25 protein-coding genes are annotated in these 26,469 nt (G+C 36.7%); 7 read left to right on the forward strand and 18 right to left on the reverse strand.

All coding sequences use genetic code 11. The features are described 5' to 3' along the window. Positions 1–15: 15 nt before the first annotated feature. From mntR to HCH28_RS14245, 8 genes are all read right to left on the reverse strand, one after another. The gene (mntR, locus tag HCH28_RS14210; RefSeq protein WP_004231993.1) at positions 16–435 is read right to left on the reverse strand and encodes a transcriptional regulator MntR; all 420 of its coding nucleotides are present in this window, start codon (positions 433–435) and stop codon (positions 16–18) included. A 122-nt stretch (positions 436–557) separates the two neighbouring features. Beyond that, the gene (locus HCH28_RS14215; protein ID WP_004231991.1) at positions 558–854 is read right to left on the reverse strand and encodes a late competence development ComFB family protein; all 297 of its coding nucleotides are present in this window, start codon (positions 852–854) and stop codon (positions 558–560) included. A gap of 170 nt (positions 855–1,024) precedes the next feature. Beyond that, positions 1,025–3,148, reverse strand: a complete 2,124-nt coding sequence (locus HCH28_RS14220) for a heavy metal translocating P-type ATPase (RefSeq protein ID WP_221681423.1) — start codon at positions 3,146–3,148, stop codon at positions 1,025–1,027. Then, positions 3,129–3,500: an ArsR/SmtB family transcription factor gene (locus HCH28_RS14225; protein ID WP_221681424.1), complete on the reverse strand. Its 372-nt coding sequence runs from the start codon at positions 3,498–3,500 to the stop codon at positions 3,129–3,131. The genes HCH28_RS14220 and HCH28_RS14225 overlap by 20 nt, the downstream gene beginning before the upstream one ends. A gap of 142 nt (positions 3,501–3,642) precedes the next feature. Then, positions 3,643–6,012: a penicillin acylase family protein gene (locus HCH28_RS14230; protein ID WP_221681425.1), complete on the reverse strand. Its 2,370-nt coding sequence runs from the start codon at positions 6,010–6,012 to the stop codon at positions 3,643–3,645. A 393-nt stretch (positions 6,013–6,405) separates the two neighbouring features. Further along, entirely contained in the window at positions 6,406–7,161 is a 756-nt protein-coding gene (locus tag HCH28_RS14235) for an exodeoxyribonuclease III (RefSeq protein ID WP_221681426.1), read from the reverse strand. Positions 7,162–7,213: 52 nt separating this feature from the next. After that, positions 7,214–8,128, reverse strand: coding sequence for a UDP-N-acetylmuramate dehydrogenase (murB, locus tag HCH28_RS14240; protein ID WP_221681427.1), 915 nt, complete (start codon positions 8,126–8,128; stop codon positions 7,214–7,216). A gap of 220 nt (positions 8,129–8,348) precedes the next feature. After that, on the reverse strand, positions 8,349–8,654 hold the full coding sequence (locus HCH28_RS14245) for a winged helix-turn-helix transcriptional regulator (protein ID WP_004231981.1): 306 nt from the start codon (positions 8,652–8,654) through the stop codon (positions 8,349–8,351). A 359-nt stretch (positions 8,655–9,013) separates the two neighbouring features. On the opposite strand from HCH28_RS14245, the gene HCH28_RS14250 reads away from it, so the two are divergent. Both HCH28_RS14250 and HCH28_RS14255 read left to right on the forward strand, forming a co-directional pair. Further along, positions 9,014–9,541, forward strand: coding sequence for a YceI family protein (locus tag HCH28_RS14250; protein WP_221681429.1), 528 nt, complete (start codon positions 9,014–9,016; stop codon positions 9,539–9,541). 34 nt (positions 9,542–9,575) lie between these two features. Beyond that, entirely contained in the window at positions 9,576–9,941 is a 366-nt protein-coding gene (locus tag HCH28_RS14255; RefSeq protein WP_221681431.1) for a DUF2500 domain-containing protein, read from the forward strand. A gap of 31 nt (positions 9,942–9,972) precedes the next feature. Here the strand turns inward: HCH28_RS14255 and HCH28_RS14260 are convergent, their stop codons facing one another. The 3 genes from HCH28_RS14260 to HCH28_RS14270 form a co-directional block, all read right to left on the reverse strand. Further along, positions 9,973–12,333: a bifunctional 2',3'-cyclic-nucleotide 2'-phosphodiesterase/3'-nucleotidase gene (locus HCH28_RS14260; RefSeq protein ID WP_221681433.1), complete on the reverse strand. Its 2,361-nt coding sequence runs from the start codon at positions 12,331–12,333 to the stop codon at positions 9,973–9,975. 303 nt (positions 12,334–12,636) lie between these two features. Continuing rightward, positions 12,637–13,263: an FMN-dependent NADH-azoreductase gene (locus HCH28_RS14265; protein WP_048394231.1), complete on the reverse strand. Its 627-nt coding sequence runs from the start codon at positions 13,261–13,263 to the stop codon at positions 12,637–12,639. 178 nt (positions 13,264–13,441) lie between these two features. After that, a complete protein-coding gene (locus HCH28_RS14270) occupies positions 13,442–14,149 on the reverse strand; it encodes a DsbA family oxidoreductase (protein ID WP_221681435.1) in 708 nt (235 codons plus the stop codon). A 125-nt stretch (positions 14,150–14,274) separates the two neighbouring features. Here HCH28_RS14270 and HCH28_RS14275 point away from each other — a divergent pair, with 125 nt between their 5' ends. After that, on the forward strand, positions 14,275–15,654 hold the full coding sequence (locus tag HCH28_RS14275; RefSeq protein ID WP_221681437.1) for an FAD-dependent oxidoreductase: 1,380 nt from the start codon (positions 14,275–14,277) through the stop codon (positions 15,652–15,654). Between the two features lie 38 nt (positions 15,655–15,692). Here the strand turns inward: HCH28_RS14275 and HCH28_RS14280 are convergent, their stop codons facing one another. Further along, positions 15,693–16,619, reverse strand: coding sequence for a manganese-dependent inorganic pyrophosphatase (locus tag HCH28_RS14280; protein ID WP_221681439.1), 927 nt, complete (start codon positions 16,617–16,619; stop codon positions 15,693–15,695). Between the two features lie 437 nt (positions 16,620–17,056). Here HCH28_RS14280 and HCH28_RS14285 point away from each other — a divergent pair, with 437 nt between their 5' ends. Continuing rightward, positions 17,057–17,887 carry a GNAT family N-acetyltransferase gene (locus HCH28_RS14285; protein ID WP_255601421.1) on the forward strand — a complete coding sequence of 277 codons (831 nt, stop codon included), beginning with the start codon at positions 17,057–17,059 and terminating at the stop codon, positions 17,885–17,887. A gap of 110 nt (positions 17,888–17,997) precedes the next feature. On the opposite strand, the gene HCH28_RS14290 is transcribed toward HCH28_RS14285, so the two are convergent. Further along, positions 17,998–18,861, reverse strand: a complete 864-nt coding sequence (locus HCH28_RS14290) for a MurR/RpiR family transcriptional regulator (protein WP_221681441.1) — start codon at positions 18,859–18,861, stop codon at positions 17,998–18,000. 316 nt (positions 18,862–19,177) lie between these two features. Beyond that, complete coding sequence (locus HCH28_RS14295) at positions 19,178–20,407, reverse strand: MFS transporter (RefSeq protein WP_221681445.1); 1,230 nt, start codon at positions 20,405–20,407, stop codon at positions 19,178–19,180. A gap of 204 nt (positions 20,408–20,611) precedes the next feature. On the opposite strand from HCH28_RS14295, the gene thrC reads away from it, so the two are divergent. From thrC to HCH28_RS14310, 3 genes are all read left to right on the forward strand, one after another. Beyond that, positions 20,612–21,664 (forward strand): threonine synthase, encoded by a 1,053-nt coding sequence (thrC, locus tag HCH28_RS14300; protein ID WP_004231969.1) that lies wholly within the window; start codon positions 20,612–20,614, stop codon positions 21,662–21,664. Next, positions 21,661–22,575, forward strand: coding sequence for a homoserine kinase (thrB, locus tag HCH28_RS14305; protein WP_202342256.1), 915 nt, complete (start codon positions 21,661–21,663; stop codon positions 22,573–22,575). Before thrC ends, thrB begins: the two co-directional genes overlap by 4 nt. Positions 22,576–22,673: 98 nt before the next feature. After that, entirely contained in the window at positions 22,674–23,360 is a 687-nt protein-coding gene (locus tag HCH28_RS14310; RefSeq protein ID WP_221681447.1) for an MtnX-like HAD-IB family phosphatase, read from the forward strand. A gap of 55 nt (positions 23,361–23,415) precedes the next feature. On the opposite strand, the gene zupT is transcribed toward HCH28_RS14310, so the two are convergent. The 4 genes from zupT to HCH28_RS14325 form a co-directional block, all read right to left on the reverse strand. Beyond that, positions 23,416–24,225 (reverse strand): zinc transporter ZupT, encoded by an 810-nt coding sequence (gene zupT / locus HCH28_RS14315; RefSeq protein WP_016992734.1) that lies wholly within the window; start codon positions 24,223–24,225, stop codon positions 23,416–23,418. Between the two features lie 157 nt (positions 24,226–24,382). Continuing rightward, positions 24,383–24,991, reverse strand: a complete 609-nt coding sequence (locus tag HCH28_RS14320) for a phosphatase PAP2 family protein (protein WP_221681449.1) — start codon at positions 24,989–24,991, stop codon at positions 24,383–24,385. 85 nt (positions 24,992–25,076) lie between these two features. Then, complete coding sequence (locus HCH28_RS25080) at positions 25,077–25,208, reverse strand: hypothetical protein (protein WP_255601422.1); 132 nt, start codon at positions 25,206–25,208, stop codon at positions 25,077–25,079. A 39-nt stretch (positions 25,209–25,247) separates the two neighbouring features. Further along, entirely contained in the window at positions 25,248–26,147 is a 900-nt protein-coding gene (locus HCH28_RS14325) for a hypothetical protein (RefSeq protein ID WP_221681452.1), read from the reverse strand. Between the last annotated feature and the right edge of the window lie 322 nt (positions 26,148–26,469).

Genomic DNA, 26,469 nt, shown 5'->3' on the forward strand with positions numbered 1-26,469 from the left:
CTTCACACCATCATTCTAAAGATTGTGCTGTGTCTTAGATGCCTCTAATTTTTTCACGATGTCTGGATTTTCTTCCATTACTTGCACAAGATCTGCAATACGATCGATTGAATTCCAACTTAAATGATGTTCAATTCCCTCCACATCATCATAAATACGTTCTTCATCCACACCAATCATTCGTAAAAACTGCTCGAGCAATTCATGACGCTGCACAAGACGCTTTCCGAGCTTATCCCCTTTAGGCGTCAATGTCAGTCCACGGTACTTTTCATAAACTAAATAACCATCTTTATCTAATTTTTGAACCATTTTTGTAACAGAAGAAGGAAGAACAGATAATGCTTCAGCAATGTCAGACACTCGCGCATATCCCTTGTTGGCAATTAATAAATATATTTGTTCGATATGGTCCTCCATACTAGGTGTTGGCATATCCTTTTCCCTCTCTTTCCTTTTCTTACTCTCTAGTTTACTACAAGCTTGGCTTAAAAGTTAACTGAAAATACATAGCCTAGAAAAACACTTCCTTTACAACTTAAATAGAGCCTCTTCTATTAAGAAGTAGGCTCTACTTTGTGTCGAGGATACTTATTTACCACATGTAACGCATGAATAATCTCTTTATTAATGCGCTCAATGTTTCCAGGAGTATTCATTTCTTTAAATGCCTCATCTCTAGCTTCCATAGATGTAACATACTTACTTGGCAATGCATTTAGTGTAAGTGCCACCGTGTCTAATTCACAGATTTCGCATTTACAAAATGTTTGATATTCTGGTCCTCGTAGTAAAAAGCTTACTAAACCACGCACAATTTCTTCTGTAACATTTACTAAAATAGGATCTGACATATTCAAACTTTCGCCTCATTTATATTTAATTGTTACATTACTCCTGAAACTATAATAGCCTTAAAAAAAGTCTTTTTCAAGAATCACAAGTAGCATCTATTCGCATAAAATCCCTTGTGTCAAAGCAAGATTAATTTCCTATCTTTTCAGATTGTTCTACACCTTACTTACTACTTTTTTGCTCTAATTAGTCTTAATGAATTAAACACAACTAATAGTGTTGCACCCATATCGGCAAAAATTGCTATCCATAATGTTAACCATCCTGGTATGACAAGTAGCAATGCAATTAATTTTAAAACTAGGGCAAATATAATATTTTCTTTAATGATACGTAATGTTTTTCTGCTCAAGCCAATAGTGTAAGGAAGCTTTGTCAAATCATCACCCATTAAGGCAATATCTGCTGTCTCAAGAGCTGCATCCGTTCCTGCTCCACCCATGGCTATTCCTACGTTTGCAGTGGCCAATGCTGGTGCATCGTTTACACCATCTCCAACCATTGCTACAGCACCAAATTGTGCACGTAAATCCTTAATCGCCTTTAATTTTTCTTCTGGTAACAAACCAGCGCGCACATCTGTCATCTTTAATGAAGTAGCAATGGCTTGCGCTGTAGGCTCTGCATCGCCTGTTAGCATCACCATATGCTTTACTTTTAAGGCATTTAATTTGTTCAATACGTCCTTGCTTTCATGACGTAATTGATCAGCAATTGCAATCAGGCCAATAAGTTGATTATTCGAAACAGCTGCTACTACTGTTTTACCCTGTTCTTGCAAATTCTTAACCTGATTTTCTATATTTTGATCTACAGAGGTTAATGAAGTAGCCCATTTCATGCTACCTACATAAATAATCTGATTATCAACGGTAGCATAGGCACCTTTTCCTGTTACTGATTGGAAATCTATTGGTATGAGCTCAGATAATTTTTTATCGTGTAATCTATTTAAAATTGCTTTAGCTAAAGGGTGCTGTGACTGTTTTTCTACCGCTGCCACTAGTTGTAACACATAGTCCTCTGACCAATTTTCAGTCGTTACGATATCTGTTACTGCTGGCTGCCCTTTTGTTAATGTTCCTGTTTTGTCAAAGGCAACAGCTTCAATATGTCCTAGCTGCTCTAAATGAACACCACCTTTGATCAGTACACCTTGCCTTGCTGCATTACCAATGGCTGTAACAATGGCAACGGGAGTAGAGACGACCAGTGCACAAGGACATCCTACCACTAAAACAGCTAGACCTTGGTAAATCCAATGCTGCCAATCACCTACTAATAAAGGTGGAATTACAGCTACTAGAAAAGCAATAATCATAATCGCTGGTGTATAATACTTTGCAAAGCGATCTACAAATTGCTGAGAAGGTGCCTTTTCTGCCTGTGCTTCTTCCACTAGATGAATTATTTTAGCGATAGTAGTATCTTCTACACGCTTTGTCACACGTACTTCAAGTGCACCCTCTTCATTTAAAGTCCCAGCAAATACTTCATCATTTACTGTTTTATTTACGGGAATCGACTCACCTGTAATAGCTGCCTGATTGACTGCAGACAATCCACTAATGACTATGCCATCCATCGCAATCTTTTGCCCAGGCTTTACAATCAAAATATCTCCTATTTCTATATCCTCCGTAGGTAACTCAACCTCATGGTAGTGTTCACCGTGGGCTCTTTTGATAATCGCTGTTGGTGGAGCAATATCCATTAATTGACGAATAGATTGACGTGCTTTATCCATTGAATACGCTTCAAGTGCCTCACTCACAGCAAATAAGAATACGACCACTGCCGCTTCTTCCCATTCACCGATAATAGCAGCTCCGATGATGGCGATTGTCATAAGCGTCTTCATATCAAATTCAAAGCGAACTAAATTGCGGAAGCCTATTTTAAAAATACCCACTCCCCCCACAAGGATAGCTATAATAAACATGGCAATCGGTAGCGGATTCGATTCCCCATTCATACCCACAAATAGATAACCTAGAATGACAAAAAGCAATGAAATTCCTGCTAGAACATTTTCCTTTTTACGATAAAAAGGTGTAGTATTTTCAAGTGCTTTTGCTGCCGATTGTGTAACCTTAATGCCATCAAAGGCACCTGCTTCTTCAATTTGGTCTACACTAATAGCACCGATTACTGTAATTTTAGAAGCACCAAAATTCACTTGTGCATCCTGTACTTCTGGAATAGCCTTTACATTTTTCTCAAACTTTGCGGCACAACTAGCGCAGGATAAATTTTGTAATCTGTATTCTTGTTTAATTGGCGTCGCTGCCATTCGCAATCCCCTCTTTCGCATGTTCGTAGGCAATTGTTACAATTTGATATACATGCTCATCCGCTAAAGAGTAATACATTTGCTTACCTTTGCGGTGTGATCTCGCTAAATTATTATCTTTCAAATATCGTAAATGATGGGATGCTGTAGCAACTGAAGAACCAATAATAGTTGCAACATCACAAACACATAGTTCATCTTCCACAGTTAAAGCATAGGCAATTTTAAGTCTAGTTTCATCAGATAATGCTTTTAAAAATTTTGCTACACCTGATAAATCAGGCATTTGTTGTTTCACCTTTGTGACTGCTTCTTCATGTACAAGCGTCACCTCACATATTTCTTTTGGCATTTTTCTCACCTCATTCAAATATTCGTTTGATTGTATTCAATGTAACATATTATTCCATCATATTCAAACCAATATTTGAATGTTAGGATGTATATCCTTAAATAAAAAAAGTTAGCGCACCTTCTGTACGCTAACCCTTTTATTACTTCGCTATTAATTGTAATGTTTTCCCTTTTATCTCTTCCTGTTTGATAAATGTTTGATGGTAATCACCATTTGCCCAATCCAATACCTGATCTTGATACCAATCAGATTTCACATGACCACTTTGACCAGGGCCAACAATATGATAGGCTGAGCTTAAATCACCTACATCCACCACAAAACGCCAAGATGCACCGTGATCTACATTACCAGCTAAATCATTATCTGCTGCTTGTACGGTAACTTTCGAACCACCAATAGGAACCTTTTTAGCATTAAAATAGGCTGCAAGAATAGGCGATGCACTTCCTAGTGTATGGTCAAAAGTAAGCTGATGGTAATCACCCCATTGCCATTTCGAGGAATTTTTCCCGAATTGATTTTCTAATTGTGCAACCGTTAGCTCAAATGCCTTGTATACGGTTTCATCAATGCCACCCTGCTCCTCAACCCAAATACTTTTCTCTCCTGAATAGGCTGTACGTAAGAGCTGGTCTGTAATATTAAACTTCCCATACATGATGCCATACATATCTTCAGGCATTTGATCTTTAAACAAAACTTCCTGTAACTTAATCATTAATGTATGGAACACAAGTGGTGCACCTGATTCCTTTGCATCCACCATATCCCACTTCTCTAGCATGGCCATAATCTCAGCGTACTTCCCATCCTGATCTTTTTCTTTTATCGATGTTAATAAATCAGGCAGAAATTCTCTTGCATAGAGATTGTGCTGATCCATTTGCAAAGCCATCATATCGTCTACTGTAATCGCATCATTTGCCTCTAACACTTCTTTAATTCTTTCGAAACGATAAGGTTGCGCCCAGAAATCAGTGATGTGATAAGGGTAGTCCTCTCCTATTACTTGGTTATTTGCGGTTGCAATAAAACCTTCTTTTGGATTTACTAGAGTTGGTAATTCACCCCATGGTATAAAGCCCTCCCAGCCATAATCACTCGAATCACCTGGAACTGGTAATTGGCCTTCACCTTGCTTACGAATAGGTATTTGACCATTAGCTTTATAAGCAATCGTACCGTCCTTTGATGCAAATACAAAATTTTGTGCTGGCGCTTTAAAGTCTTCTAAAGCTTTTTCGAAATCACCCCAAGTTTTTGCCTTATTAAAACCAAGCACTGCTCTTAGTTCAGCTGTCGGTTGTAGTGCTGTCCACTGCATCGAAAATTGTGCGGTTGGCTCTGTATCTTTAAAAGCTAAATCTGTCATTATAGGGCCGTGACGTGTAACAACGACTTCAAAATCTACCGTTTCTCCATCTTTTACCTTAATTGATTCGTCGCGTACCTCTGCTTGTTCCCACTTTCCATCGTATCTGAATTGTGTTGGATCATCTGGATTTGGTATTTCAATATATAAATCCTGTACATCTGGACCCACATTGGTTACTCCCCAAGCAATTTCATCATTATGGCCTAATATAATACCTGGAATCCCTGCAAAGATAACGCCACTAACATTTTGCTGTGGTGATTGCAGATGCATTTGATACCAAATAGAAGGAGTGCTTAACCCTAAATGTGGGTCATCTGCTAAAATAGGCGTTCCTGATTTCGTTTTATCACCTGAAACTACCCAATTATTACTTCCATTAAATTCGTTTGGTAGCATTTCCGCACTGAATTGCCCAGCTACTGCTACAGGATTTTGGATATTGGCCTCGATAATCGCCGAAGCATTTTCTGGATATTTAATAAATAATTCTTTTGCCTTTTCTTCATCAAAATTCTGTAATGCCCAATGACGAAAAGCTAATGTATTCCAATTTCCACCCAAATCATAGGCCATATATTTACCAATTGTTAAGGAATCAACAACTGTCCACTCCTCTGGTTCATAGCCTAACAAGGCAAATTCATAGCTTAGTGTATTGCTTTCCTTTGCCTGTGCAATAAAAGCATTTACTCCTTCAGCATACCATTCAAGTACTTGTTTGCTTTCGTCATCATAGGCAGCTAATGATGTCTCTGCAGCATTTCTCAAGCTAAATGTACGGAAATGTTTGTCGGTATTAATCGTTGCTTCTCCAATAATTTCAGATAATCGACCACTTGCCTGCCTTCGTGCTAAGTCCATTTGAAATAGTCTATCTTGCGCTTGGACATAACCTTGCGCACGATATAAATCAGCATCTGTTTTGGCAAAAATATGTGGAACCCCTTTTTCATCTCTCGTGACTGTCACATTCTGATCCAGAATAGTAACAGCTAACTCACCATCAATCACCGGCTTAGATTTATTCATAAACCATGTAAATCCAATAAAAGCCACAAGAGCCAAAGCAGCTATTATCCCAGCTATGACAATGAGCCACTTTTTCCAATTAAACTTTCTCTTCCCCACTGAATAACCCCCTCTTTGCACTATATTCCCGTACTACCTTCCCAAACCCGCTTTGAAAGGTAAATTTTTTAGCGAAATTTATTACTTTATGTATATAAAATTGTCTCTAAATACAAAATTTTATATTTATTCGCTATTAGAATAGTATAAACAATAGAGATTATAGAGGCTACTGAGTAATGTTAAAAATTCGCATTCATAAAGATATGATGTATCCTCTCTCATGAAGCCGTCCTATTGTGGTGGAAGCGGATTCCCACATGGTTGGAACGTCTACTCCTCACTTTCGAGCTATCTCCCCTGAAATTATCACACCTCACATTTTTAAAAGTCACCTTATTAATTTACAAATACAAAAAATCGTATTTCCATTTAGAAAATACGATTTAAGTACTAGCATTGTAATTGCAATTCAATTGGACAATGATCACTGCCCATAATGTGTGGGTGAATTGTTGCGCTTTCAATTTGTTTCTTCAATTGATTTGATACAACAAAATAATCGATACGCCAACCAATATTACGTTCACGCACTTTATTCATATAGGACCACCATGTGTAGTGGTCAGTTTCCTCAGGATGCTTGTATCTAAAAGAATCTACAAAACCACTTTCCAATAACGCTGAAAATTTTGCTCTCTCTTCATATGTAAAGCCCGAATTTCCAATATTAGATTTTGCATTTTTTAAATCAATTTCCGTGTGTGCAACATTTAGATCACCACAATAAACCACTGGCTTCTGATTATTTAGTTCTTGTAAATAGCTAGCCAAACGATCCTCCCATTGTAAACGTAGTGGTAATCTCGCTAAATCACGTTGTGCATTTGGTGTATAAACATTTACTAAATAGAAATTCTTATATTCTAAAGTTATAATTCTACCTTCATCCTGAGAATCTTCGGCGCCCACTCCATACTTAACAGACAATGGCGTGTGCTTCGTGAAGATTGCTGTTCCAGAATACCCTTTTTTCTGCGCGTAATTCCAATACTGTTCATAACCTTCGATAGAGAGCTCTACTTGTCCAGCTTGACATTTTGTTTCTTGGATACAAAAGAAATCAGCATCTATTTGATGAAAGAACTCTAAAAAGCCTTTACCGAGACATGCTCGTATCCCATTAACATTCCATGATATAAATTTCATTTTATCCACACTCCTAAAAAAACGCCCTTCGGCTTATGCGAAGGGCATCCTATTATAGATCGTCACCAACAATTTTAACTTCAGTCTCTAATTCAACGCCAAATTTTTCTTTCACTACACGTTGAACCATTTGGATTGTCTCAATATAGTCTGAAGCAGTAGCATTTCCTTTGTTGACAATAAATCCTGCATGCTTGGTAGAGACTTCAGCATCACCAACACCTTTACCTTGTAGGCCACTATCCTGAATAAGTTTTCCAGCAAAATGTCCAGGTGGGCGTTTAAATACACTTCCAGCAGATGGATATTCTAAAGGCTGTTTTGATTCACGTTGGAAGGTTAAATCAGCAATCTTCGCATCAATTTCCTCCTGTACACCTACTGCTAATTGAAATTCAGAGGACAGCACATAATAACCCTTTTTGGCAATAATGCTTTGTCGGTATCCTAGCTCAAGTTCTTCTTTACCTAATATTAAAATGTCCCCTTCTTTTGTTAACACCTTCGATGAAACAATAATATCTTTAATCTCCCCGCCATATGCACCTGCGTTCATAGCCATTGCTCCACCAATTGAACCAGGAATACCACATGCAAATTCAAAACCTGTTAAGGATGCTTGCGCTGATAGCTTCGATACATCTTTGATCAGTGCTCCACTTTGTGCATACACATGCTCACCAGTAATACGAATCTCATCTAAGCGTGAAAATGTTACAACGATTCCTCTATGACCGCCATCTCGAACAACCATATTAGATCCGTTACCTAACATTAATAAAGGAATATTATTTATATATGCATAGCGAATAACGGATGCTGCCTCTTCTTCTGTTTCAGGAAGAACAAAAACATCTGCTTTGCCACCTAATTTTGTCATTGTGTATTGCTGTAATGATTCATTTAACTTAATATTGGCAGGATTAATACTTTTTGCTAAATCCATCGCCCATTGTTCTTTTGTCATGAGAGCTAATTCCTTTCTAACGTCCTTCTTACTCTACACCAGTATGGATTTACAACCCCAATTTGACAAGTAAAATGAAGGGTATTTTTATCTCATAGTTAAAAGACAGGTAAGACCTGTGCAGAGATGATGAATATTATAAAGAAAATTGACAGTCATTCCAAGTGTCGTTTTTAGCACACTATTTCATTGTATTATCTAGTAAAATAATCTATTCACCTTAGAGCCAACTACTTGCCCATGTTTCGATATTACGAATAGCACCTTCAAGTGCCTGACCTTTATCTGTTAATGAATACTCAACGCGTACCGGTACTTCTGAATATACTTTACGTTCAACAAGTCCCTCTTTTTCAAGCTCCTTTAAACGTTCTGATAATAAACGTCCACTGACAGGTAGTGCAGATTCGATTTCATTAAAGCGCTGTGGTCCATCTAGTAATTGATATAATATTAACCCCGTCCATCGTTTTCCAATTAAATCCATTGCTTTAGCTAAACGAGGACACAAAGTTGTCTCATTCATAATTTTTCACCTCTATGTACCTATTGTAACGATTAATGCTCTAAATGTAAATTTGAAGTAACTTATTTACGTAAAATAATCTATTAACTTTTATATATTTAATTACAAATAGTAACTTATAATTTCAAGGTTAGTCATATCTAACAAGGGTACATAAAATTTCTTAGACTAAACGCTATCCTAATAAAACGCACATATTTCCAATAATATGCCTATTCCATTTTAAATATGTTTTGTTTCATGTTCACAGATTACACTTTTATAGAGGGAAATACTTCCACATTTATAAAAAACTCATTGAATATGCGATTTGTTTACTTTATCATTCGTTGTAGAATGCTGTTTTAGGAGGTTTTCAAATGAAAAAATATACTATCGATTTCAGTCATTCAACGATCGGGTTTTCCGTAAGACATATGATGATTTCTCGTATTCATGGTACGTTTGAATCGTACAGCGGTGAAATAGTTGCATCCAATATCGAACAAATGCAGGATGCAAACATTTCTATCACGATTACAGTGGCTAGTGTCTCCACGAAGAATCATGATCGCGATGTCCACCTTGTGTCTCCTGACTTTTTTGATGCAGACGTCTATCCCAAAATAGTATTTACCTCTACATATATTGATAAACTTGATGATAAAAATTTTGCTATTCATGGTGATTTAACCATCAAAAGCATAACAAGACCTATCGTATTTACAACAGTATATACAGGAAAAGGTGTGAATCCATGGGCACAAGAAGTTTTTGGCTTCCAAGCTAAAGCCCAAATTGATCGTCGTGATTTTAATCTAGTCTACAATACCTTTTTAGAAACAGGCGGTGTATTGATTAGCGATGAAATAGACGTGATAGTAGATCTTGAATTAAATCCTCTTTAAGTATTGTTTCTACCTTAAAGAAAGGGAGGAATTTATGTTTTGGTTTGATAATGGTTTTTTATTTGGCTCCGCTTTTATTACCATCATCTTCTTTATTGTTTTTGGGAGCATAGCCTTTATGATTGTAAACGGTATTATCACTTGGTCTAAAAACAACCGTTCACCAATTTTAACAGTACCCGCTAAGGTTGTGACAAAGCGTACGAATATACGTGGGGGATCTAACAATACTGGGGCATCTACGTCCTATTACGTTACGTTTGAAGAGCAAAACGGTGAACGGCATGAACTAAAGATGAATGGCTACGATTATGGTCAGCTTGTAGAAGGTGATCTTGGCATTTTAACCTATCAAGGTACACGGTATCATTCATTCAACAGACATAAAAAAGGAGAGTAGCGATTATCGTTACTCTCCTTTTCCTATTCTTTTATTTAATTAAATATTTAGCAAATCCAGCTTCTGTATCTTCTAAATATTCAATACCACTACCTACTGGAATGAACTTTTGTGCATCTTTTGCAGATAGGTAGATAACCTTTGTATTGGCTGGGAACGATACAAATGACCAGTTATTATCCGCAGCTGGGTTAATTGTTTTATTCGCCATAATATAATCTACAACAGCTTGTCGATTTTCATAAGCATAGTTTGTTATGTTAGAGCCGTCAGCATTTTTAAATGTCGCCCCATATGATCCACCAACACGATAATTATTTGTAATGATGATGAACTCTTGTTTCAAATCGATTGGTTTACCATTATATTGTACATTCTTAATTCGATTTGCCTTTTCATCAGTAAGATTACCGCGGCGGTCATATTTTGCTGGCGATGTGACATCAATTTGATATGTTAAGCCATCTAACACATCAAAGTTATATGAACGAGCTTCTGCATCGATAATATTTTGCTCTTCTGTTTTAGTCGGATCAATTGTTGCAAAAATACCAGCAGCCATCTCTAACCACTCGATTGCTTGTGCGCCTGTCACTTTAATCGTAGCAACAGTATTGTCATAATGATAAATGTCAGCCATATTTTTAATAGCAAGTGGTCCTACAGGAATATTTGTATAATCTAATGGATTATTACGAGATCCTGCTTTGAAAGGTGCCCCAGCCGAAAGAATTGGTGTCTTTTCATCAGCCGTACCCTTTAGCTCTTGTTCGATAAACCATTTTTGAGCTTGTGTTACGATTTGAATGGATGGATCATCTTGCACCATTGAAAAATAACTATGGATTGGTGCAGTTGTTTCTCCAACAGGCTGACGGATATACGTTAATGTGCCATCATGTGCCTCTTTAATAGCTTCTAAAACCGTTGTGGATGGTTGTAAACCTTCTTGTTTGATCGATTGCAATGAACCTTTACCATCTACCACTACCCACTCAGATCCTTGTTGTTCTAGTTTTAAATCAATTACACCAAGATGACTACCATAGCTACCTGCCATAACAGTAGGAACACCGTGAATTGTACCCTTTTCTTGGTCAACATCTTTCAAATCCTTATAGTCACCAGGGAATGTTAAATGAGAGTGTCCTGTAATTAAAGCATCAATACCATCAATTTCTGCTAATTGGTAACCAACATTTTCAGCACCCTTCACATAAGTATCTTCACCGATACCTGAATGTGACAGAACGACAATCACGTCTGCTCCAGCCTTTTGCATTTCTGGTACTACTTCTTTTATAGCTTCTACTGGCTCTTGCATTTCAACTTTACCTGCTAAATGAATGGCATCCCATTCAACAATTTTCGTTGGAACAATCCCTGTTACACCAACTTTAAGTGTATGCTTTTCACCTGAACTATCTACCACTCCTTTATCAAGAATGACATAAGGTGTAAACATGCGTTCTTTTGTTTTTGCATCATAGGTATTAGCATTTACGACTGGATACTTTGCATCGTTTAACACTTCATCTAAAAAGTCTAGACCATAGTTAAATTCATGATTTCCTAAAGTTCCACCATCGTATTTCAATGCATTGAGTGCAGCAATTGCTGGATGAACTTCACCAGGCTTTAAAACACTTTCTAAGGCTTTATATGAGCCAAGTGGTGTGCCTTGAATTAAATCGCCATTATCAAATAGTAATGTGTTTGGATTTTTTGCTCTTGCTTGCTCAATTAGTGTGGCTGTATTAGCCAAACCAAGCTCTGCTGATGGAGCATCTAAATAGTAATTGTAATTAGCTAAATTGGTATGAATATCTGTTGTCCCTAAAATCTGAAGATCAACTGATACGTCAGTTGAAGGTGCTTTATATTCTGCTACAAAGCGCTCCACAATACTCTCCATCTGTTCCTTTGTCACATAGTCATGAGGACGAATAGTATTATCCTCAAATGCTTGTAAAATGTTTGCAGCAACAGCATTCGCTAAATCTTGTTTATATGCCGCTGCAATTTGATCTGCATCCTTGAATTGTTCTAAAATTGTGAGGGAAGCGTTTTCACTAACTAGTCCGCGAGCAGAGATAACAAATGCTTGTTGACGTGTTAATTTGTCATCTGGACCAAATGTCGTTGCTGTTTTACCTTTAATAAGTTTTAATTGAACAGCTTTTTCTACATAAGGTGCTAAATCCTTAGAGACATCCTTAAAGGCAAGCGAAGAGCCGTCACCTATCTCTACATCTAAATTTTCTACTAATTCTTTTACATAATCTGCGCGTGTTACATCATTGGAAGCAGCATCAGCAGAAATTCCAAATGGTATAAACGCGAAAAGGACTAGTAACGTCGTCAAGAAATTAGTTATTAATTTCTTATACATACAACAACCTCCTTAATAATCTAGTATTTTCCTACAAATACTATTATATTAAAACCATTCTAATTTTTACTGAATATATAGTCCTAATTATATGTATATTTAAAAGAATGGTTAATTACTTCCCCTCAAAATCATAGATTTCTACCATTCTTCATTTTTCTATTAAATAGGATGTTAGTAAATGTAAATTCTAAATAATTAGTTACTGTCAATATGTCCTACCTCCATACCACACCATACATCTGTTGACAAAATAAAAAAAGTCCTCTCAAAATGGAGAGGACTTTTATTAAAAAATAATTTTTATGCATTCACAGTTTGTAGTGATTGAGCTACCTTTTTCACTTCTTCTAGGCCATTCGCAATAATTTCTTGTGCTTTATCTGGTGAAGCATTGTGACCTTCAATAATCACTTCTTCAATAACTTCCATCCCGAATACGCCACCTACTACGTTTTTAATGTAGTTTACTGACATTTCCATTGGTTGAGCTTCTGGTGATGAATAGTAGCCACCACGAGCATTTAAAATAATCGCTTTTTTGTCAGTCATTAAGCTAATTAATTGACCATTTTCACCATATTTGAATGTGAATCCTGCTTGGTATACATAGTCAATAAATGTTTGTAAAGGTGCTGGAATTGTTAAATTCCATAGTGGGAATGCAAATACAACTAAATCAGCGGCAGTTAATGCATCCATTGCTTTTTGTTTTGCAGCTAATAGGCGTGATTCAATGTCTGTTAACTCTCCACCATTTTGTACTTTACCAAAAGCATTGAAAAGGTCTTGTCCAAAATAAGGCATATCTTCTGCAAATACGTCAAAAGTTGTTACATTGGCACCCTGCACATTTTCCATGAAAGTATCATACATTTTTGTTGAAATACCGTCTGGACGGTTGTTAGCTTTTACTACTAAAACGTTCATTATATAAAATCTCCCTTAAATTTCAAAATCTAATATCTCGAATTCAAGATATGTGTTTATCTTAAAAAATTTCATCTAAAATGTCAATGCTACTTGCCTCAGACTTTTGACTGAAATATTCTATCTTTCATCCATTCTAACAAGAGGAGTTGAAAGCCTTACTCCTCTCTCTAGTAAGCTAAAATTTACAGTTATCGTCTGTACAAATACCCGCATCACCTGTGCCAGCCATCTTTAGCGATGGTCGTAAACCCTCTTCTTCAGCAACTTTACGCAATGTATCCTCAAATACCTCCTGCGGTTGTGCACCTGAAATACCATACTTACGGTTTAGAACAAAGAACGGTACCCCTCGCACACCAAGCTGGAGACCTTCCTGAATATCCGCTTCTACTTCATTTTTATAAACATCATCGGCAAGAACCTTAGCAACTTCTTCACGCTCTAGCCCTACTTTCTCAGCTATCTCTAATAAAACATCATCTTGACCGATACGCTTCCCTTCAATAAAATGACTGTGTAAAAGTAACTCCACTAGAGCTGTAACATCTCCCTGTTTTTCAGCCCATTTTACAAGCCGATGTGCTTTTAGCGTATTCTCTTCCATCAAATTGCTAAAATCATAGTTTAGCCCTACCTCTTTCGCACGTTCCGTTACACCCATTGTCATTTCCTTTGCCTTCTCTAAGGACATTTCATATTTCTTTGCCAATGATTCATAGACAGTACTATGCGAATCTATTGGAGTAGTTGGATCTAGTTGATAGCTTTTATAGACAAGCTCCACCTGCCCAGAATAGCCAGTATCCTCAATCGCTTTCTCTAATTGTTTTTTACCAATATAACAAAATGGGCATACATAGTCAGACCAAATTTCAATTTTCATTTCTTACTCACTCCTTTTGCTACATTGTAGCGATAGTTGAAATCACAAGGCAATTTTAATGCCTCACTGCATAAATTTTCAAGTTCTTCTACATACTGAACACAAAAACGATGTGAGGTTTCTATATGACACAATCTCTTTGGCTTGCTACAACTGAGTCAGTCTCTTTATCTTCTCTTTCTTCCTCAACAACATGCGATGTATGTATAATCGGTGGTGGCTTAACTGGTTTATATACTGCCTATACTTTAGCAAAAGCAGGTGTGGATGTAGTTCTTCTTGAAGCAAATACCCATTTTGGTCACGGTACGACAGGGCATTCAACAGGAAAATTAACAGCCCAGCATAGTATTGTATATGCAAATCTTTTAGAAAAATTATCTTTAGAAGAGGCACAGCTTTATTATCAACTGAATCAACAAGCCATTGATAAAGCTAGACAAATACTTCCACTAGACAGCGTTCGTTCAGTGGATTCACTGTTATACTGTCAAACAAAAGAAGGCTATGCACAATTATTAAAAGAATGGAATGCCTATAAGGTTTTAAACATTCAGTCTAACCTTACCTCTGACACAGAGCTCCCATTCCCTATTACAAAGGCTTTATGTATGACACAACAAGCACAAATAAATCCTGTTGAAGTAAGTAATTTCCTTACGAAAGAGGCACAGAAGATGGGCGCCAAACTTTATGCAAATACTCGTGTTCAGCAGTTAAACATACCACAAAATAACTTATATACCGAAAAAAATATGTCGGTTCAATATAATAAACTTATTTTATGTTCACATTATCCCATCGAAGCATTTAAAGGACTTAAACTTTTTAAATTATCCAATAGTCGCTCCTATATGGTTGCAAGCAAAACCTCTGAGACTATGCAAGGTCAATATTTATCAGTAGATTTTCCTTCTCGTTCGATACGTACTGCCACGATTAATCAGGAAAATTATTTAGTATTAGGAGGGGCGAATCACATTGCTGGCGAGACCGTTCATACTGAGCCATATTATGAGGCCATTTCTAATGAAATGAAGGAGCATTTTGAACAACAGCCACTCTATCGATGGTCAGCCCAGGATATAGAAACACCTGATATTGTCCCTTATGTTGGAAGAATTACAAACTCCTTACCTAACGTACTAATTGCCACTGGCTATCGAAAATGGGGAATTTCCAATTCCTTTGTCGCTGGTGATATCTTATCGTCTCTTTTAACAGGCTCAAAGATCGAAGAGGGTGCTATCGCTCTTTATTCACCATCACGTACTAAATTCGGTGCCCAATTCATGCAAATGCTGAAAGTAGGAGGCTTTGTTGCCAAGGAATATATAGCTGGGTATATGAGGAATGCCACTGCTCCAACCTGTACTCATTTAGGCTGCAAAACGAAATGGAATGAAGCTGATGAAACATGGGATTGTCCTTGCCATGGTTCCCGTTTTAACGCTAAGGGTGAGGTACTTGAAGGCCCTGCAGTACAACCATTAAAACTCGATTAAAAAAGAGGTTGTCTTAATAGACAACCTCTTTCCTATCTTTATTTTAGTGCTTCTGTTAATACTGGTACAATTTGTTTCTTACGAGAAACAACACCTGGTAATACAACACGATTGTTGACAAGTTCAGCACCGAATCCTTTTGCTGCCGCTTCTGCTACTTGCCCAATTGCAACAGCTGTAGAATCATTATTCAAAATGTCAGTCACAACGAAGAAGAATAGATCTAAGCCATTTTCTGCAACATTTTTATTAAGTAGTATTTCTAACTCCTCTTGACGATTAAGCACATCATTAACATCAACTGCATTAACTTGAGCTACAACAGATTTGTACTCACCAAATTGAAACTCTTTTGCATCTAATGATAATAAATCTTCTAAAGATTTATCAGATAAATCAGCACCTGCTTTTAGCATTGCTAAGCCATACTCTGCAATTTCCACACCAGCAATTTTTGCTAGCTCTTCACCAGCTTTTACATCTTGCTCTGTGCAAGTCGGTGATTTGAATAATAATGTATCTGAAACAATTGCAGATAACATTAAACCGGCAATATTGGCTGGTATCGCTACTTCGTTTTCATTAAATATTTTGTTTAAAATTGTAGCTGTACAACCTACTGGCTCGGCACGATAGTATAATGGATCGGCTGTTTGGAAGTTTGCAATACGGTGATGGTCGATAACCTCTGTAATTTGTACTTCCTCAATGCCGTCAGCTGATTGCTGGAATTCATTGTGGTCAACAAGGATTACCTTGTCCACTTCACCAGCAACAGAAGAAATTAAACGAGGCGCTTCAAAGCCAAATTTATCCAATGCAAATTGGGTCTCATTATTAACATCTCCAAGACGGACCGCCTCAGCTTCTTCACCAATTTGCTGTTTTAAATAGGCATATACAATTGCAGACGTGATTGTGTCTGTATCTGGGTTTTTATGTCCAAAAACTAATACTTTACTCATTGAATTAATTCCTCCTAAAATAGCACTTACATTTATATTTTATTTTATCATACCTTATAGCCTGACAAGTGATAAAGTGAAACTTTGGAACAATTTCGCCTCAGCTTATTTGCCACTGACCCTCACTCTCGGTATAACAAACAGTGCTCATGGCGCCCTACTGTATTATTCAAATTTAATATGCAAATATAATGGCAGCGCTCTAAATCCATACTTTTCAAATAAAATATCTATATTATAACTAGCTTCAGTTGCTATGTATACTTTTAATAGGTCTAATTACTTCTATAAAATTCTCTATTTTTACCAACCTATTTTTAACATTCAATAGTAAAAATGCCTCTTTTTTATAAAATAATTAGTTTATATAGATATTTAGTTGGGTTTTCATATTTAAGTCATCATAATTTTATGCTATCATCAGGTAGTCTATATTTTTGGATATTCAGGAAATGGGGATTACGATGACGAAGAAGATAGAAAAAAAGTACATTCCTTTAGCTAACTATTTTGATGTAGCTTTACAACAAGAAATTACTTTATCCTTTAGTGAATTAGAAAACATTATGGGACAAGCATTACCGAACGCTGCCTACTTAAATAAAAGCTGGTGGAAAAAAACTAAGCCCCCTCTCTCACATTATTTATCATGGACAAATGCAGGCTATTATGTCACTGATGTTAAACTAGGTTCTAGTGTATCTTTCTCACGTACGCAAATGAAGTCTACCGAAAACAACACTTCTAATAGTGAGGAGAATTCATCTGCATACATAATACGAGGGATTGAAGCATCTGATGCTAGATCATTTATTCATTTACAAGAGGAGATTTTTCAAGAAACTGACTTCATGTATAATGTTCAAAACGAGCTAGATCTCACTGTCCAACAACTTCGTAAAAATTTAACCTATTGGAAGCAATTAAAAAACCGTACTATACTACTTTGTGTACTCAACGGAATTTTTGCAGGTTATGCGGTTATTCATGGATATAAACAATCAAAAGCTAGACATGTTGCCTCTATTCGTTTAGCTGTGAAAGCAGAGCATCAACAAAAAGGTATCGGCTCCGCACTGATGAAAGCTGTTGAAAGTTGGTCTAAACAACATGATATTTCCCGTTTAGAGTTATCTGTTATGGAGCATAACAATGTAGCTTTACACCTCTTTACAAAGCTAGGATTTCATCAGGAGGGCATTCGAAAAAATGCCATTAAATTAAATGATACTTTTATTAATGAATATAGCTTAAGTAAAATTCTATAATTCACTTTTCCTAGATGTCTAAATACTATTTGGACATCTTTTTATATAGAAAATTTCAAAAAAATACGCATAGATAGTGTGTTTCAACAAACTATCTATGCGTATTTACATTAAAAAACCTGCTTTTCTCTAACAGCATCTAAGAATAATACATTACTTTCTACTTGCTCATACAATTGCTGATATTTTTCATAGTGGTCTTTATCCTGGTTTATCATTTCCTCTATCAACGCATGCAAAAATGAAATCAAGACTGGGGCAATGTCTAGAGAAGAATGATTTTTAGTGCCGAGGGTAAATAATGCACTGGCATATTCTCGAATAGGCGAAAATGCAGAACCTGTAATGGCAATAATTTTTACTTTCTTTACCTTTGCAATTTCAACAATCGTTTTAATATCCGCAATCTGTTTATCAAAAGATAGTACAATTAAAGTCGTATGTTCGCCCATACTGTTTATTTGATTCACTAAATCATCTGAGTCTAAACGAAGCTGCTTAATATTAGCACGAAGTGTTTTCAATGTATTAGATAACCAATTTGCAACAGATGCATTGTAACGAGTACCTAGAATATAGATATTATCTGCTTCATGCATCCATTTTGAGCAGTTTTGGATCTGCTGATCGTTGATCAAATGAATTGTTTCTTGAATATTTTGGCTATCTCGTTGCATCACCTTACCAAAGCTAGTATTAGTCAGCTTCTTAGTATATGTAGGCTGTAGATTTGCACCTACATCTTGAGACATAATAAAGCCTCTAACTTCCTCTTGCAGTTCTACATACCCTGACAAATCCATAGCATAACAAAATCGAATCACAGTTGATTCACTTACATTAGCCAATCTGCCAACCTCTGCAGCTCCATTAGCAATCACTGTTGTGGGATTATCCATTACAAATTGCGCTACTTTACGCTGGCCCTTTGACAGCCTTACAAACCTTTTCTTTATATCCTCATGAATACTCATTCCTAACAACCTTTCTTTCAATGACCTTATCACGAACGGGAGATTGTTTCCTACTGACTCAAAATTCGATTAAAAATACAGTATCACGATTACAATTTGAATACAATGACTTTTCTGAAAAATCTTCATCGCATTAACCTGCTAATAAAACAATTTAATTTACTCTTTAACCATTTTATATTGATTTGTCATTTTAACAAATAAATCAGTAAAATCGAATAAAAATTAATAAATGCTCATTTTTATGTATTTTTTAAGCGAAATTAGACAAAAATGTCCTAGATCAATTCTCTGATCCAGGACATTCTGTTTCATATTATTCTAATTCAAGCTGCTTCGTTTCCTTACCAAGGAAGATGACCCCTACAACACCGATAATAATTGCCCCACAGAAAATGGCAAAGATAAAACCTATATCATAGCCTGCCGTTAATAAAAACCCAACGAGCAACGGCCCAAAAATACCACCAATTCGTCCAACCGCTGCTGCCATACCAGCACCTGTTCCACGAATAACCGATGGATATTGTTCGGGTGTATAAGCATATAATGCTCCCCAAGCCCCCAAGTTAAAGAAAGATAAAAACATCCCTGAAGTTAGCAATACGGCTAAAGTATCTGCATTTCCAAAAATATAAGCACTCGCTGCAGTACCAATTAGATAGGAAACAAGGACAAATTTACGCCCGAACTTTTCTATAAACCAAGCAGCTGTAAAGTAACCTGGTAATTGAGCTAAAGTCATGATCAAAACATATTTAAAGCTTGTGATCATGTCAAAGCCCTTCCCTACCATCACACTTGGCAACCATAAAAACATGCCATAATACGAAAATACAACCGTAAACCATAATAGCCACAGCATAAATGTAGAACGAGCATACTTTTTTGACCAAACCTCTTTCATATTTTGACCAATGCTCCGTTTTTTCGCTTCTTCCTTCACCGTAAATTGAGGTGAATCAGGCAAATGCCAACGAAGATAAATAGCATAAAACGCTGGAAGTGCTGTTAGTATAAGGGCTACTCGCCAGCCCCATGTGGGAATAATAAAATACGAAATAAGTGCCGCTATTAACCAACCTGCTGCCCAAAAGCTTTCAAGTAATACAACCACACGACCTCTTTCTTTGGCAGCCACACTTTCAGATACAAGTGTTGAAGCTACAGGCAATTCTCCTCCTAGCCCCATCCCTACTAAAAAGCGTAAAATTAAAAATGCAGTTAATGTTGTTGTAAAAGCGGACAAACCACTTGCAATAGAAAAAAGGACAAGTGTCCACATAAATATTTGCTTGCGACCTACTTTATCAGCAAAGACACCGAAAAAGAGAGCTCCTACAGCCATCCCGATAGAATTTATACTACCAATCCAACCCGATTGACTTGGTGATAGTCCCCACTCAGCGGCCAATGCTGCAATGACAAAGGATAGTATACCAACGTCCATTGCATCGAAGAGCCACCCAACCCCCGCTACACCCAATAACTTATTTCTGGAAATGGATTGCTGAGGTTTCTTTGTTACTGCTGTATTTATTGTCATTCTAACCACCTGTCTTTACACATGACTTTACATTATAAGATTACTATACAGTTGTTTCAAGAAAGTGACAAGTACTATTCAAATTACCGAATTGTTTCGACAATTAGTGAAATGGTATTGAAATAATAGTGCTATTTGCGTTAAAATGTCTTTTATACAAAAACAACTGTTCTTTCTATAAGAACAAAAGGAGATCGTTACGTTATGTGGAAAGGCCTTATTGAAGAATATAAACAATTTTTACCCGTAACTGAAAATACACCTGCTTTAACTTTAAACGAAGGCAATACGCCTCTTATACATTTAGTGAATTTATCTAAGAAACTAGGCATTGAGCTTTACGGAAAAATTGAGGGTGCAAATCCTACTGGCTCATTTAAAGACCGAGGAATGGTATTTGCTGTTGCAAAAGCTATCGAGGATGGAAGTCAATGCGTTATTTGCGCTTCTACAGGAAACACTTCCGCTGCTGCGGCTGCCTATGCAACTCGTGCAGGCATCCAATCAATCGTTGTTATTCCAAAAGGTAAAGTTGCTCTTGGAAAGCTAGCACAGGCAACAATGTACGGGGCAAAGATCATTGAAATTGACGGAAACTTTGATGATGCACTCAATATCGTTCGCCAAGTAAGTGAAACGACACCAGTTGCACTTGTTAACTCTGTAAACCCATACCGTATCGAAGGTCAAAAAACGGCTTCGTTTGAAATCGTAGATGCCTTAGGTTCAGCCCCTGATTATTTGTGTATTCCAGTTGGGAACGCAGGTAATATTACTGCATATTGGAAAGGGTTTAAAGAATATCACGCTGCAAAAAATTGTGGTCTACCAAAAATGTATGGCTTTGAAGCTGAAGGTGCTGCAGCAATCGTTAAAGGTGAGCCAATTGCTAATCCTGAGACAGTGGCAACTGCCATTCGTATTGGCAATCCTGCGAGCTGGACATTGGCAGAAGCTGCTCGAGATGAATCTGGCGGTATCATTGATTCTGTTACAGATGAAGAAATTGTAGCAGCCTACAAATTAATTGCAAGTACAGAAGGCATTTTTGTTGAGCCTGGCTCTGCAGCTTCTTTAGCAGGTGTTATGAAATCTGTTGCAAATGGAAAAATCCCTCAAGGCGCCAAAGTTGTAACAATCTTTACAGGGAATGGCCTAAAAGATCCTGATACAGCCATGAATGTATCCACTGTAGAGGTCGTATCCCTTAAAAACGATGAAGAAGAAATTCGTGCATATATTGAGGGTGTACTATGAGTAAAATGTGGCAAATCTCAGTTCCTGGAAGCACAGCCAACTTAGGTCCAGGCTTTGATTCAATAGGACTTGGCTTGTCTCTTTACTTACAGCTTTCTGTTACATTGCAAGAACAATGGGAAATTATTCATCTTGATGATAATGGTCCTAAAGAGTTTGAGCTTGAAGAACACTTGCTATACGTCATTGCTAAAAAAACTGCAGATCTATATGGTCAACAGCTACCTGCCTGTCGTGTGGAGATGGCTAGTGAACTTCCGTTAGCACGTGGACTTGGTAGCAGTGCAGCAGTTATTGTTGCAGGTATTGAGCTTGCTAACCAAGTCTGCGAGCTGGAATTAACAATTCAAGATAAACTCAATCTCTCTTCACAAATTGAAGGACATCCAGATAACGCAACTGCTTCAGTTTTAGGAGGATTAACGATTTCTTCGATGGATGACAATGGCGTAGTCGATACATTCCACATCAATGATATCGATGCCTCCTTTGTGGTATATGTACCAGATGTTGAATTAAAAACGAGCGAATCCCGTTCTGTTTTACCAGAGCAATTTAACCGTTCCTATGCTGTTCATGCCTCAGCAAATGCGAATATGTTAGCCGCTTCTTTAATGGTACGAGATTTTGAACGTGCTGGACGTTATATGGAGGCAGATTTATTCCATGAACCGTTTCGTGCAAAGCTAATTCCTGGTTATGATGAAATTCGTATGGCTGCAAAATCGAACGGTGCATATGGTACTGCTCTAAGTGGTGCTGGACCAACAATGATTTCTATTATTCCTTCTGCTATTGCCTCTGACTTCGTTGAATTAATGAAAAAGCAATTCCCAGAGCATCAAATTATTTTAACAAATGCTGATGAACATGGTGTACAAGTCAATGAATGTGTGAAACGTCTACTTTAATAGTAGGCGTTTTTTCTTGAAAGCAAGTTAGGATAAAACTAATATTATAGAAGTATAGAATTAGACTTTTATACGCGCTTTTCTAAGGAGGAATTATCTTGAAACCCATTATATTCTGTGATTTCGATGGCACAATAACAGAAACAGATAACATCTTTTCACTTATGACTGAATTTGTACCAGAAGAATCTGAGAAAATCGCTCAAGCGATGATGGAACAAACCATTTCATTTAAAGATGGGCTATCAGCAATGTTTCATCTACTTTCTACTCATCAAAAAGGTGAAGTCATTCAATATCTAATGGAGTCGGCAGTCATACGTGAGGGATTTGGTGATTTTGTCCGCTATGCTCAAAACAACGATATTCCATTTTATATTGTAAGTGGCGGAGTTGATTTTTTCATCGAGCCTTTAGTTGAAAAATTTGGTCCCTTTTCAGGCATTTACTGTAATAAAGCGGATTTTTCTGGTAAACAAATAGCGTTGATCTACCCAAATAGCTGCGATGAGGAATGCGCTAAATACAGCACACAAGGATGCGGTTGCTGTAAACCAAGCGTGATGCGGAAGGTTGCTAAGGAGGATCATTATAAAATTGTAATTGGTGATTCTCTATCGGATTTTGAGGCAGCTAAACTAGCAGATATTGTTTTAGCTAGAGATCATCTTATCCAACGCTGTGAAGAGCTTCATGTTCCATATAGACCTTTTACCACATTTCATGATTGTCTAAAAATAGTACAAGAGCTAGTGGAGTCCAAAAAAGCTATTGTTACACGCTAATAGAAAAAAGAAAAAGGAGCCACTTTTACAAAGATGTCTCCCTTTTCCTACTTATTTATGCTAATAATACTAAGCTAATGGCCATGACCGCCATCCCCCCTACTAGACCATACATCGATAAATGTGTTTCATCATATCTTTGTGCAGCCGGTAGCAATTCATCTAGTGAAATAAAGACCATTATCCCTGCAACCCCAGCGAAAACGATTCCAAACATGACATCTGTTAAAAAGGGCATAAGGAGCAAAAAAGCTACTAATGCACCTACAGGCTCTGCCAATCCTGATAAAAAGGATAATTTAAAGGCTTTCCTTCGATTACCTGTTGCAAAGAAAATAGGAACAGATACAGCAATGCCTTCTGGAATATTATGAATAGCAACTGCAATGGCAATAGCAATCCCTACATTCGGATCATTAATAGCTGACATAAATGTAGCGATCCCCTCAGGAAAATTATGAATTCCAATCGCCAGAGCTGTAAAAACGCCCATCTTCATCAAATGTTCTTCATTAACTTGAGGTTTGATGGCATTAACATCCTCTACTAGCTTTACTTCATGAGGATTAGTTGCCTTCGGAATGAATTTATCAATTAAGGCTATAAACAACATCCCACCGAAAAATCCAAGGATTGTCATCCAATAGCCATTGGTTGTACCTAATGCATTGGTTAAAGCATCTTTAGCTTTCACAAATATTTCTACAAGGGATACATAAATCATTACCCCTGCTGAAAAACCCAATGCTAATGATAAAAATTTTGTATTTGTTCTTGAAGTAAAAAATGCTATTAAACTACCTACACCTGTTGCAAGTCCAGCAAACAGGGTTAATCCTAATGCCAGTAAAACATTTCCGTCCATGCCCTTCTTCCTTTGCTCTTTTTCTTATTGTACTCATCTTAACGTAGAAGTTTCCTATACGCAATTCTTTTTTATAAGGCAAATATCATTCTTTACAATGTCTCGGTAAAATGTAAAAAGCAGTATCTATCATAAGAAATAGATACTGCCTGTCTTTTTATTTATGATTAGATTGAAATAAACGTTTACGCCGTTCGTACCAAATGACACAGATGATAAACCAAGTATAGCCGATGCTCCAACCAGCAAGTACATCTGTAGCAAAATGTCGAGCTCCTGCAATACGTGATAAACCAATAAGCACCATTAAAATTGTTGCCCCAAGCCACAGAAGGATTTTACGTCCTTTACTACTATTCTCCGCTAAAATATAAGCAAGTGTAAATAAATAAAGTATACCTGTCATCGAATGTCCAGATGGAAAACTAAAGGATGTCAGTTGATCCTCAATTTCAGGTCGTGGACGCTGCTCCCATTTTTTCAGTAATTGGTTCAGAACATTGCCTGCTGCAAAAGTTAAGACAACAAATAGCATACCTCGATAATTTTTTACCTTCCAAGCTAAATACACCATTAAAACTACTGCAACAGCAACAACAAATTTAGGCTCACCTATATAATGAAAGATCTCAATAAAACGATTACCCAAAAAAAGTTCTGCCATCTTTGCATCAAATGTATTCATCAGCTGACTTTGATAAGTGGCCCTTAATACTATAAAAACAAATAACGTTATAACTGCTAATGGATATGCCCATTTTTTCATTTTTTCACCTCAAAAAACATTCATGCTATGTCCTTCACATCATAACACAAATAAATCTTTTCTGAATGAAATATAGGCCTACATTTTAAGAAAGATTTACACCATTGACCTCTTGATAAATAGAGATAGATTCTTCATCTGGTTTGTTAAAGTAATTGGAAACAGCCAATGCAACAATGAATAAAATGGCTACTATAGGTAGTATTCTTCTAAACATCCTAAACACTCCCTTATTCTTTTACTAGTCCAAATTTGTCTACTTAATTAGCACTGGATCAAAAAGCCAATCTTTTGGACCAAAGTTTGCATCCTTTTCTCCTCTAACCTCACGTGAAATACCATATTTTATAATAGTTTCTCTAAATCTTTTACTAAACAATGTCTTTCTATATAGATATCTTCCGTCATGACTACACTCAGCTGAGTAGAAAACATCACCTTTTAAGTTTTCCAAATCTTCATGATGATAAATATCAGGACCATTAATGACACCATTTAAACCACAACTGCACGGAGGTTGCTCAGTTGCAAAGTATAATTTGACTCTGTCCTTACTACACTCAGGGAGCATTTGTATAGGAATAATTTGATAAGCTGGCTGTTTGCCTTCTTCAGGGCCTTGATGGATCACCTCTAAAAGCTCATAGCCTTCTAGTTTTTCTCTTTTCATTAATGATACTAGTTCCTCAGAAGCTACCCAATAACCATTTACATGCACTAAATGACGATCTTTCATCTGCGTAGTATCGATGACGATTGGTGATAGCTGTTCTTTATCCATGAGCCCACAACACTTACAATGTGTACTCAAAGAAAATAGTGTCCCTTTATCTTCTAAGAACATTTCTGGTGAATTACCTGTTGAATTTAAAGTAAATAATGGTGCTCTTTCATACTCTATATCTGAAAATTCAAAATAAAACCGTTCTCCGATTGAAACGATTCCAAATTCACGCTCTAACGACTCATATAAAGCTGTTACCTGCTCGTATGTTACATCTTCATTTAATGTAAAAATAGGATTAAATTTTGTTTTTAAGTTTCTTTTTCTCAATTCAGGCGCACCAATAGCAATACCATGACGATTATAAACGTTAATAACTTGATCTTGACTAGTTTCATCTATGGAAAACAAATTTTCAAGTTCTACTTTCACAATACACGCCTACCTTTATAAAGTTTTATGGTGAAGTATATTGACTAGCTAGTAACATTCTACAATCTACTAACGCTACTTTATTCATAGATAGTCAGGCTGCTTATTTAATAAAATGATTTATATATTACTCACTAAAGCAAATCTACTTAACCACTGTTAATTTAAGCGTACCAGTAGTTATACCGTTATTTCAACTTCGGGTTTACGCCAATTTTCTGGCGTGATTCAGACAAATTTTTGGCGTGATTTGGCGGTTATAAAAAAACACCGCCACTTTTTTGGCGGTGTCTATCATATTTTATAGGCATTTTAGTATAGG

The organism is Lysinibacillus sp. K60 (genome assembly GCF_019731275.1).
In the GTDB taxonomy this organism is placed as follows: domain Bacteria; phylum Bacillota; class Bacilli; order Bacillales_A; family Planococcaceae; genus Lysinibacillus; species Lysinibacillus capsici.

What these genes read in the sequence shown, in the direction of transcription:
- mntR (WP_004231993.1), bottom strand. Translation starts at nt 435, where the DNA reads ATGCCAACACCTAGTATGGAGGACCATATCGAACAAATATATTTATTA.
- HCH28_RS14215 (WP_004231991.1), bottom strand. Translation starts at nt 854, where the DNA reads ATGTCAGATCCTATTTTAGTAAATGTTACAGAAGAAATTGTGCGTGGT.
- HCH28_RS14220 (WP_221681423.1), bottom strand. Translation starts at nt 3,148, where the DNA reads ATGGCAGCGACGCCAATTAAACAAGAATACAGATTACAAAATTTATCC.
- HCH28_RS14225 (WP_221681424.1), bottom strand. Translation starts at nt 3,500, where the DNA reads ATGCCAAAAGAAATATGTGAGGTGACGCTTGTACATGAAGAAGCAGTC.
- HCH28_RS14235 (WP_221681426.1), bottom strand. Translation starts at nt 7,161, where the DNA reads ATGAAATTTATATCATGGAATGTTAATGGGATACGAGCATGTCTCGGT.
- murB (WP_221681427.1), bottom strand. Translation starts at nt 8,128, where the DNA reads ATGACAAAAGAACAATGGGCGATGGATTTAGCAAAAAGTATTAATCCT.
- HCH28_RS14245 (WP_004231981.1), bottom strand. Translation starts at nt 8,654, where the DNA reads ATGAATGAGACAACTTTGTGTCCTCGTTTAGCTAAAGCAATGGATTTA.
- HCH28_RS14250 (WP_221681429.1), top strand. Translation starts at nt 9,014, where the DNA reads ATGAAAAAATATACTATCGATTTCAGTCATTCAACGATCGGGTTTTCC.
- HCH28_RS14255 (WP_221681431.1), top strand. Translation starts at nt 9,576, where the DNA reads ATGTTTTGGTTTGATAATGGTTTTTTATTTGGCTCCGCTTTTATTACC.
- HCH28_RS14260 (WP_221681433.1), bottom strand. Translation starts at nt 12,333, where the DNA reads ATGTATAAGAAATTAATAACTAATTTCTTGACGACGTTACTAGTCCTT.
- HCH28_RS14265 (WP_048394231.1), bottom strand. Translation starts at nt 13,263, where the DNA reads ATGAACGTTTTAGTAGTAAAAGCTAACAACCGTCCAGACGGTATTTCA.
- HCH28_RS14270 (WP_221681435.1), bottom strand. Translation starts at nt 14,149, where the DNA reads ATGAAAATTGAAATTTGGTCTGACTATGTATGCCCATTTTGTTATATT.
- HCH28_RS14275 (WP_221681437.1), top strand. Translation starts at nt 14,275, where the DNA reads ATGACACAATCTCTTTGGCTTGCTACAACTGAGTCAGTCTCTTTATCT.
- HCH28_RS14280 (WP_221681439.1), bottom strand. Translation starts at nt 16,619, where the DNA reads ATGAGTAAAGTATTAGTTTTTGGACATAAAAACCCAGATACAGACACA.
- HCH28_RS14290 (WP_221681441.1), bottom strand. Translation starts at nt 18,861, where the DNA reads ATGAGTATTCATGAGGATATAAAGAAAAGGTTTGTAAGGCTGTCAAAG.
- HCH28_RS14295 (WP_221681445.1), bottom strand. Translation starts at nt 20,407, where the DNA reads ATGACAATAAATACAGCAGTAACAAAGAAACCTCAGCAATCCATTTCC.
- thrC (WP_004231969.1), top strand. Translation starts at nt 20,612, where the DNA reads ATGTGGAAAGGCCTTATTGAAGAATATAAACAATTTTTACCCGTAACT.
- thrB (WP_202342256.1), top strand. Translation starts at nt 21,661, where the DNA reads ATGAGTAAAATGTGGCAAATCTCAGTTCCTGGAAGCACAGCCAACTTA.
- zupT (WP_016992734.1), bottom strand. Translation starts at nt 24,225, where the DNA reads ATGGACGGAAATGTTTTACTGGCATTAGGATTAACCCTGTTTGCTGGA.
- HCH28_RS14320 (WP_221681449.1), bottom strand. Translation starts at nt 24,991, where the DNA reads ATGAAAAAATGGGCATATCCATTAGCAGTTATAACGTTATTTGTTTTT.
- HCH28_RS25080 (WP_255601422.1), bottom strand. Translation starts at nt 25,208, where the DNA reads ATGTTTAGAAGAATACTACCTATAGTAGCCATTTTATTCATTGTTGCA.